6 protein-coding genes and 1 pseudogene are annotated in these 6269 nt (G+C 62.6%); 6 read left to right on the top strand and 1 reads right to left on the bottom strand.

Annotation, left to right across the window (positions count from 1 at the left end):
- Positions 1-411: pseudogene (locus BLQ28_RS33085) on the bottom strand (hypothetical protein); the annotation flags it as partial.
- Between the two features lie 617 nt (positions 412-1028).
- Between BLQ28_RS33085 and BLQ28_RS25445 the strand changes: the two are divergent.
- The 6 genes from BLQ28_RS25445 (at position 1029) to BLQ28_RS25420 (ending at position 6268) form a co-directional block, all read left to right on the top strand.
- Complete coding sequence (locus BLQ28_RS25445) at positions 1029-1790, top strand: response regulator transcription factor (RefSeq protein ID WP_093246040.1); 762 nt, start codon at positions 1029-1031, stop codon at positions 1788-1790.
- A gap of 181 nt (positions 1791-1971) precedes the next feature.
- Positions 1972-2589, top strand: coding sequence for a ubiquinol-cytochrome c reductase iron-sulfur subunit (gene petA / locus BLQ28_RS25440; protein WP_093246038.1), 618 nt, complete (start codon positions 1972-1974; stop codon positions 2587-2589).
- 14 nt (positions 2590-2603) lie between these two features.
- Complete coding sequence (locus BLQ28_RS25435) at positions 2604-4040, top strand: cytochrome b (protein ID WP_093246037.1); 1437 nt, start codon at positions 2604-2606, stop codon at positions 4038-4040.
- A gap of 27 nt (positions 4041-4067) precedes the next feature.
- The gene (locus BLQ28_RS25430) at positions 4068-4841 is read left to right on the top strand and encodes a cytochrome c1 (protein ID WP_093246036.1); all 774 of its coding nucleotides are present in this window, start codon (positions 4068-4070) and stop codon (positions 4839-4841) included.
- A gap of 95 nt (positions 4842-4936) precedes the next feature.
- Positions 4937-5548: a glutathione S-transferase N-terminal domain-containing protein gene (locus tag BLQ28_RS25425; RefSeq protein ID WP_081266420.1), complete on the top strand. Its 612-nt coding sequence runs from the start codon at positions 4937-4939 to the stop codon at positions 5546-5548.
- 144 nt (positions 5549-5692) lie between these two features.
- Positions 5693-6268: a ClpXP protease specificity-enhancing factor gene (locus BLQ28_RS25420; protein WP_093246034.1), complete on the top strand. Its 576-nt coding sequence runs from the start codon at positions 5693-5695 to the stop codon at positions 6266-6268.
- Position 6269 lies beyond the last annotated feature (1 nt).

The following is a 6269-nucleotide window of genomic DNA, read 5'->3' as shown; positions in this document are numbered from 1 at the left end:
GCCCGCGCTGACGCTGCCTGCCGACACAGTACCTGCGGTGAGAGAGGTCGTGCTGATGCTGGTGGAGGTCAGGCTGCCGGCCGTGGCCGACGTCGTACTGAGGCTGGTGGTGGTCACGCGCGTTGCGGTGATGCTGCCTGCCGAGACCGTGCCGGAGGTGATGCTGCTCGCGGTCAGGGTCGACGTGGATATACCGTCGGGTGCATCGAGCGGGCCGCCGATGTTGGGTGTGGTGTTGTTTCCAGGCCCATTCCCCACTCTGACTGCCACCCCGTTGATCGTCACCTGCGCCTGCGCAACAGGCAGAGTCATCACATATCCGGCACTGAGAAGCACCGAAGCGAGAAGTCGACCGACGCCCGGACGTTGAATGATGAAAGAGCGAACAGTGGAGCGCTTGGATGTAGTCATTTGGACCTTTTTCCTAGATGAATCAGTTGCCAGATCTGGTCTTCCAAGCGCCCTTGTCGCGTGGAAGCAGGGTTGGGTTTCATTGCGTTACCCAATGCAACTGATGCTAGGAATGGGGTGCCTTGCTGAACATCACCGGTATCCGTAGTTCTTGAGGTTCTCGATGCATTCGATGCGTCATCGAAAAAACGGTGAGAGGCTCGCGAAGCCAACGTACATGCGGCTTCGCGGGCATCGAACAAAACATCGAACGAGCGCGCGACATGCAATGCGGCGCGTGCTTCGCGTGGCGCGGTGCTACGTAACACGCGCGGTAACCCGCCCGTAACAACGACGTAAAAACGGCCCTCCGAAGGCCCGTTCAGGGCCGCGCGGCGAGGCCCTTTTTTCGCAATTTCTTCAACGAAATCAAAGTAGTACACGCAACTGCGTGGCTGTTTGGCCCGGCTCGTTTTCGTGTGGGCATCGTTCCTGCGACATCTGAAACGAAAGTCAACATTTCGAAGCTACCCATGGGTAGCCAAAGAGTCAGAGGGACGTCGCATGGTCAATTTGTTTTTGAGCATTGCCAATGCATCCGCGGGTACGGTCCGCCGGGCCATTGAGGGAGAGCGGTCATGGACATGAGCATCCATTGCGCCGCGCCGCAGCCGGCACTGTCGGCGTCGCAGTTGTATGGGGGTGTCTTCCATGCCGCGCTGATCGTTGCGGACGATCTCGCGGTGGCCGAACGGATGCGACGCATCCTTGCCGAGCTCGGGCCGCGTCGACGCATCGTGATCGCATCCAGCCGCGCCGAAGCCTGCAGCCTGCTGGCTTCGCTGCCTTACGACCTGGTGCTGGTCGACATGCGCCTGCCAAGCCGCGACGGTGTCTCGCTGCTGATGCACGTGCGCCAGACCTACCCGCGCATCGAAAGCATCGGGATGTCGGCCACGGACGACCACGAACTGGTGAGCGCCGCGATCTCCGCCGGCGCCATCGGCTACCTGCTGACCGAAGCGGACGAGATCGAACTTGCCTATCTGCTGCGCTCGATCGAGCGCGGCGGCGCGCCGATGGATTCGCGCATTGCTAGGCGCATCCTCTCTTCGATCGCCGCGTCGGCGAAGGCGCGGACCATCGAACCCATCCGCGTGCAGGCACCGGCTGCCAATGCGCAGGCGGATGCAAAGACGCCGCAGGGCCTACTGTCGCCACGCGAACTCAAGGTGCTGCGTTTGATCGCGCAAGGCTGGAGCAACAGGCAGATCGCCGAAGCGGTCTACCTGTCGGTCAACACCATCGAGTTTCACGCCAAGAGCATCTACCGCAAGCTGTCCGTGAAGTCGCGGACGCAGGCGGTGCATGAGGCGATGCAGCACGGTCTTCTGAACTGAAGACCAGGGCGGCGACGGCTCTCGTCGCCGGTGCGCGACCGCGTCCTGCCGCACGGCCGGACGCAGGTCTGGCACATTGCGCCCGTTGAATTCTCCCCCACCGCCCCGCTACAATCGCGGGTTGACCCTGTTCAAGCCTAGGGTTGACCCTGCTCCAGCGAAGAAGACAAAGAGGATCCCCATGAGTGACATGACCTCCGGCTCGCCCCGGATCGACACAGGCAAACGGACGTGGTTGATCGCATCCAGCTGTGCCGGCGTAGTGGGCGGCGTGGCCACCGCCATCCCTTTCGTGAGCACATTTCAGCCCTCGGAGAAGGCCAAGGCCGCCGGCGCAGCGGTTGAAGTCGACATCTCGGCCCTCAAGGTCGGCGAGAAAATGACCGTCGAGTGGCGCGGCAAGCCGGTCTGGATCCTCAAGCGCACCCCCGAACAGGTCGCCGAACTCCCCAAGCTGGACGGCCAACTGGCCGATCCGCTGTCCAAGCGTCACCCTGACGAATTCACCCCCAAGTACGCGCAGAACGAGCACCGCTCGATCAAGCCCGAAGTGCTGGTCGTGGTCGGCATCTGCACCCACCTGGGCTGCTCGCCGAGCGACCGCTTCCAGGCCGGCCCGCAGCCCTCGCTGCCCGCCGACTGGGAAGGCGGCTTCCTCTGCCCCTGCCACGGCTCCACCTTCGACCTGGCCGGCCGCGTCTTCAAGAACAAGCCCGCGCCCGACAACCTCCCGGTGCCTCCGCACATGTACCTGTCTGATACCCGCCTGCTCATCGGCGAAGACAGCAAGAAGGCCTGAGGGAGTCGAAGAACATGGCTGAATTCCACGAAGTTTCCCCCAACGCCCCCGCCAGCGAAAAGCTGCTGAATTGGGTCGACAACCGTTTCCCGCTGAGCAAGCTCTGGAACGACCAGTGGGGCAAGTACTACGCACCGAAGAATTTCAACTTCTGGTACATCTTCGGTTCACTGGCGATGCTGGTCCTGGTGATCCAGATCGTCACCGGCATCTTCCTGGTGATGCACTACAAGCCCGATGCGGCCCAGGCGTTCGCCTCGGTCGAGTACATCATGCGCGACGTGCCATGGGGCTGGCTGATCCGCTACATCCACTCGACGGGCGCCTCGGCGTTCTTCATCGTGGTGTACCTGCACATGTTCCGCGGCCTCATGTACGGCAGCTACCGCAAGCCGCGCGAGCTGATCTGGGTGTTCGGCTGCGCGATCTTCCTGTGCCTGATGGCCGAAGCCTTCATGGGCTACCTGCTGCCTTGGGGCCAGATGTCGTACTGGGGCGCGCAGGTGATCGTGAACCTGTTCGCCGCCATCCCGTTCATCGGTCCTGACCTGGCCCTGCTGATCCGCGGCGACTACGTGGTGAGCGACGCCACGCTGAACCGCTTCTTCAGCTTCCACGTGATCGCCGTGCCGCTGGTGCTGCTCGGCCTGGTGGTGGCCCACCTGATCGCGCTGCACGAAGTGGGTTCGAACAACCCCGACGGCATCGAGATCAAGGCCAAGCGCGGTCCCGACGGCCATCCGCTCGACGGCATTCCGTCGCATCCGTACTACACGGTGCACGACATCTTCGGCGTGGTGGTGTTCCTCACGATCTTCTCGGCGGTGATCTTCTTCGCGCCTGAAGCCGGTGGGTACTTCCTCGAGTACAACAACTTCATTCCGGCCGACTCGCTGAAGACGCCGAACCACATCGCCCCGGTCTGGTACTTCACGCCGTTCTATTCGATGCTGCGCGCAACCACCGACGACATGGTCAACGTGTTCTCGCTGATCATCGCGGCCGCCGCCATCTGGAACTTCGTCAAGGGCAAGTCGGGCACGGCGCTCAAGGTTGCGATCGTGGTCGTGGCCGCCGTCGCGATCTTCCTGCTCAAGTCCTTCGACGCCAAGTTCTGGGGCGTGGTCATCATGGGCGGCTCGGTCATCATCCTGTTCTTCCTGCCGTGGCTCGACCACAGCGAAGTCAAGTCGATCCGCTACCGTCCGAGCTGGCACAAGTATGTGTATGGCCTCTTCGTCTTCTTCTTCCTGATCCTGGGCTACCTGGGCATCCAGCCGCCGGGCGTCTGGGGCGAACTGGCCATCGGTTCGTTCAAGCTGGACATCGCGCAGACCATCTCGCAGATCGGCACGCTGGTGTATTTCGGCTTCTTCCTGCTGATGCCCTGGTGGAGCCGCAAGGGCGAGTTCAAGACCGTGCCCGAGCGCGTGGTCTTCGCCGCCCATTGAGTAGCGCCAAGAGCTGAGAGAAACACGATGAAGAAAAGAATTTCCGGCTGGCTCGCGGTCCTGGGTCTCGCGTTGGGCCTGACCTTCTCCGCAACGGCATCCGCCGAGTCCGAGGGCATTGCCTGGGACAAGGCGAATCCCAAGACCAACGACGTGGTCGCCCTGCAAAACGGCGCCAAGCTGTTCGTCAACTACTGCCTGAACTGCCACTCGGCAGCCTTCATGCGCTACAACCGCCTGCAGGACATCGGCATCACCGAGCAGCAGATCAAGGACAACCTTCTGTTCACGACCGACAAGGTCGGTGAGACCATGAAGGCCAACATCGACCCGCGCCAGGCCAAGGACTGGTTCGGCACGACGCCACCCGACCTGACGCTGGTCGCGCGTTCGCGCGCCGGCCACGGCGGCACCGGCGCAGACTATCTCTACACGTATCTCCGCACGTATTACCGCGACGACACCAAGGCCACCGGCTGGAACAACCTCGCGTTCCCGAGCGTCGCCATGCCGAACCCCCTGTGGGAATTGCAGGGCGAACGCCGGCCGGTCTACACCAAGGTCGAACAGCACGGTCACGAAACCGAAGTGTTCAAGGGCTGGGAGCAAGTCACTCCCGGCACCCTGACACCCGTGCAGTACGACAATGCGGTGGGCGACCTGGTGAGCTACCTGCAATGGATGGCCGAGCCCGCGCAGAACACCCGTATTCGCATCGGCGTCTGGGTGCTGCTGTTCCTGGCCATGTCCGTGGTTTTCGTGTGGCGACTGAACGCCTCGTACTGGAAAGACGTCAAGTAGTTCCGTCCACCCCGACCGGGCGCCTCGTGCATCCGGTCCCACAGAGTGGGTTGCCAACGCGACCCACTCTTTTTGATTTTTAGGAGTCTTTCGCCATGATGGTCTTGTATTCAGGAACGACCTGCCCGTTTTCCCACCGCTGCCGCTTCGTCTTGTTCGAAAAGGGCATGGACTTCGAGATCCGCGACGTCGATCTCTACAACAAGCCCGAAGACATCAGCGTGATGAACCCGTACGGCCAGGTGCCGATCCTGGTCGAGCGCGACCTGATCCTGTACGAGTCGAACATCATCAACGAGTACATCGACGAGCGCTTCCCGCATCCGCAGCTGATGCCCGGCGACCCGGTCGACCGCGCCCGCGTGCGCCTGTTCCTGCTCAACTTCGAGAAGGAACTCTTCGTGCACGTCTCGACGCTCGAGAACCGCACCGCCAAGGGCAACGACAAGGCGCTCGAAAAGGCCCGCTCGCACATCCGCGACCGCCTCACGCAGCTGGCCCCGGTGTTCCTCAAGAACAAGTACATGCTGGGTGACAACTTCTCGATGCTCGACGTGGCCATTGCGCCGCTGCTTTGGCGCCTCGACTACTACGGCATTGACCTCAGCAAGAACGCGGCGCCGCTTCTGAAGTACGCTGAGCGCATCTTCTCGCGTCCGGCCTACATCGAAGCGCTCACGCCCTCCGAAAAGGTCATGCGCAAGTAAATAGGCTCGCCCCCAGGCTTCGCGCACTTCGTGTCGCTTCGCCAACCCCCTTGCGGGGGCAGCACCTGCGGTCCGGCAGAGCCGGTTCCGCGGTGTTTCGCGAAAAGTCCGGGTTGGCGATTGATTGCACGGTAGAAAATTTTCATGATCAACGCGCTCGAGTCGTCTTCCACCCGCCCGTACCTCATTCGGGCGCTGTACGAATGGTGCACCGACAACGGGTTCACGCCCTATGTCGCGGTGCAGGTCGACGACACCGTCCAGGTGCCGCGCGAATACGTGAAGAACGGCGAGATCGTGCTCAACATCAGCTTCGACGCGACCAGTTCGCTCAAGCTCGGCAACGATTTCATCGAGTTCAAGGCCCGTTTCGCGGGCAGCGCGCGTGAAATCAGCGTGCCGGTGGGGCGCGTGATCGCGATCTATGCGCGCGAGAACGGTCAGGGCATGGCGTTTCCCGCGCCTGCGCCTGCCGCAGCGGACGCTGGCAACAACAACGGCGATGCGCAGCCCACCGTACCGGCACACACCGGACCGGCGCGCATGCCATTGCGCGATGCGTCGCGCGGCACCGAAGGCGATGCAGGCAAGATCGTCCACTTGGTGACGGGCGAGGACGCCGACGAGACGGTCGAGGCCAGCCCGGCCGACCCGGTCGACGAACCACCGCGCCCGCCGGTTGGCGGCGGTTCCAGGCCGTCGCTCAAGCGCGTCAAGTAGA

This window comes from Variovorax sp. EL159 (genome assembly GCF_900100965.1).
In the GTDB taxonomy this organism is placed as follows: Bacteria; Pseudomonadota; Gammaproteobacteria; order Burkholderiales; family Burkholderiaceae_C; genus Variovorax.
Note: the sequence above shows the minus strand (reverse complement) of the source record. Positions and strands in the feature narration are given on the sequence as shown.

Coding starts and splice junctions, on each gene's coding strand:
- BLQ28_RS25445 (WP_093246040.1), top strand. CDS start 1,029: ATGGACATGAGCATCCATTGCGCCGCGCCGCAGCCGGCACTGTCGGCG.
- petA (WP_093246038.1), top strand. CDS start 1,972: ATGAGTGACATGACCTCCGGCTCGCCCCGGATCGACACAGGCAAACGG.
- BLQ28_RS25420 (WP_093246034.1), top strand. CDS start 5,693: ATGATCAACGCGCTCGAGTCGTCTTCCACCCGCCCGTACCTCATTCGG.
- BLQ28_RS25435 (WP_093246037.1), top strand. CDS start 2,604: ATGGCTGAATTCCACGAAGTTTCCCCCAACGCCCCCGCCAGCGAAAAG.
- BLQ28_RS25430 (WP_093246036.1), top strand. CDS start 4,068: ATGAAGAAAAGAATTTCCGGCTGGCTCGCGGTCCTGGGTCTCGCGTTG.
- BLQ28_RS25425 (WP_081266420.1), top strand. CDS start 4,937: ATGATGGTCTTGTATTCAGGAACGACCTGCCCGTTTTCCCACCGCTGC.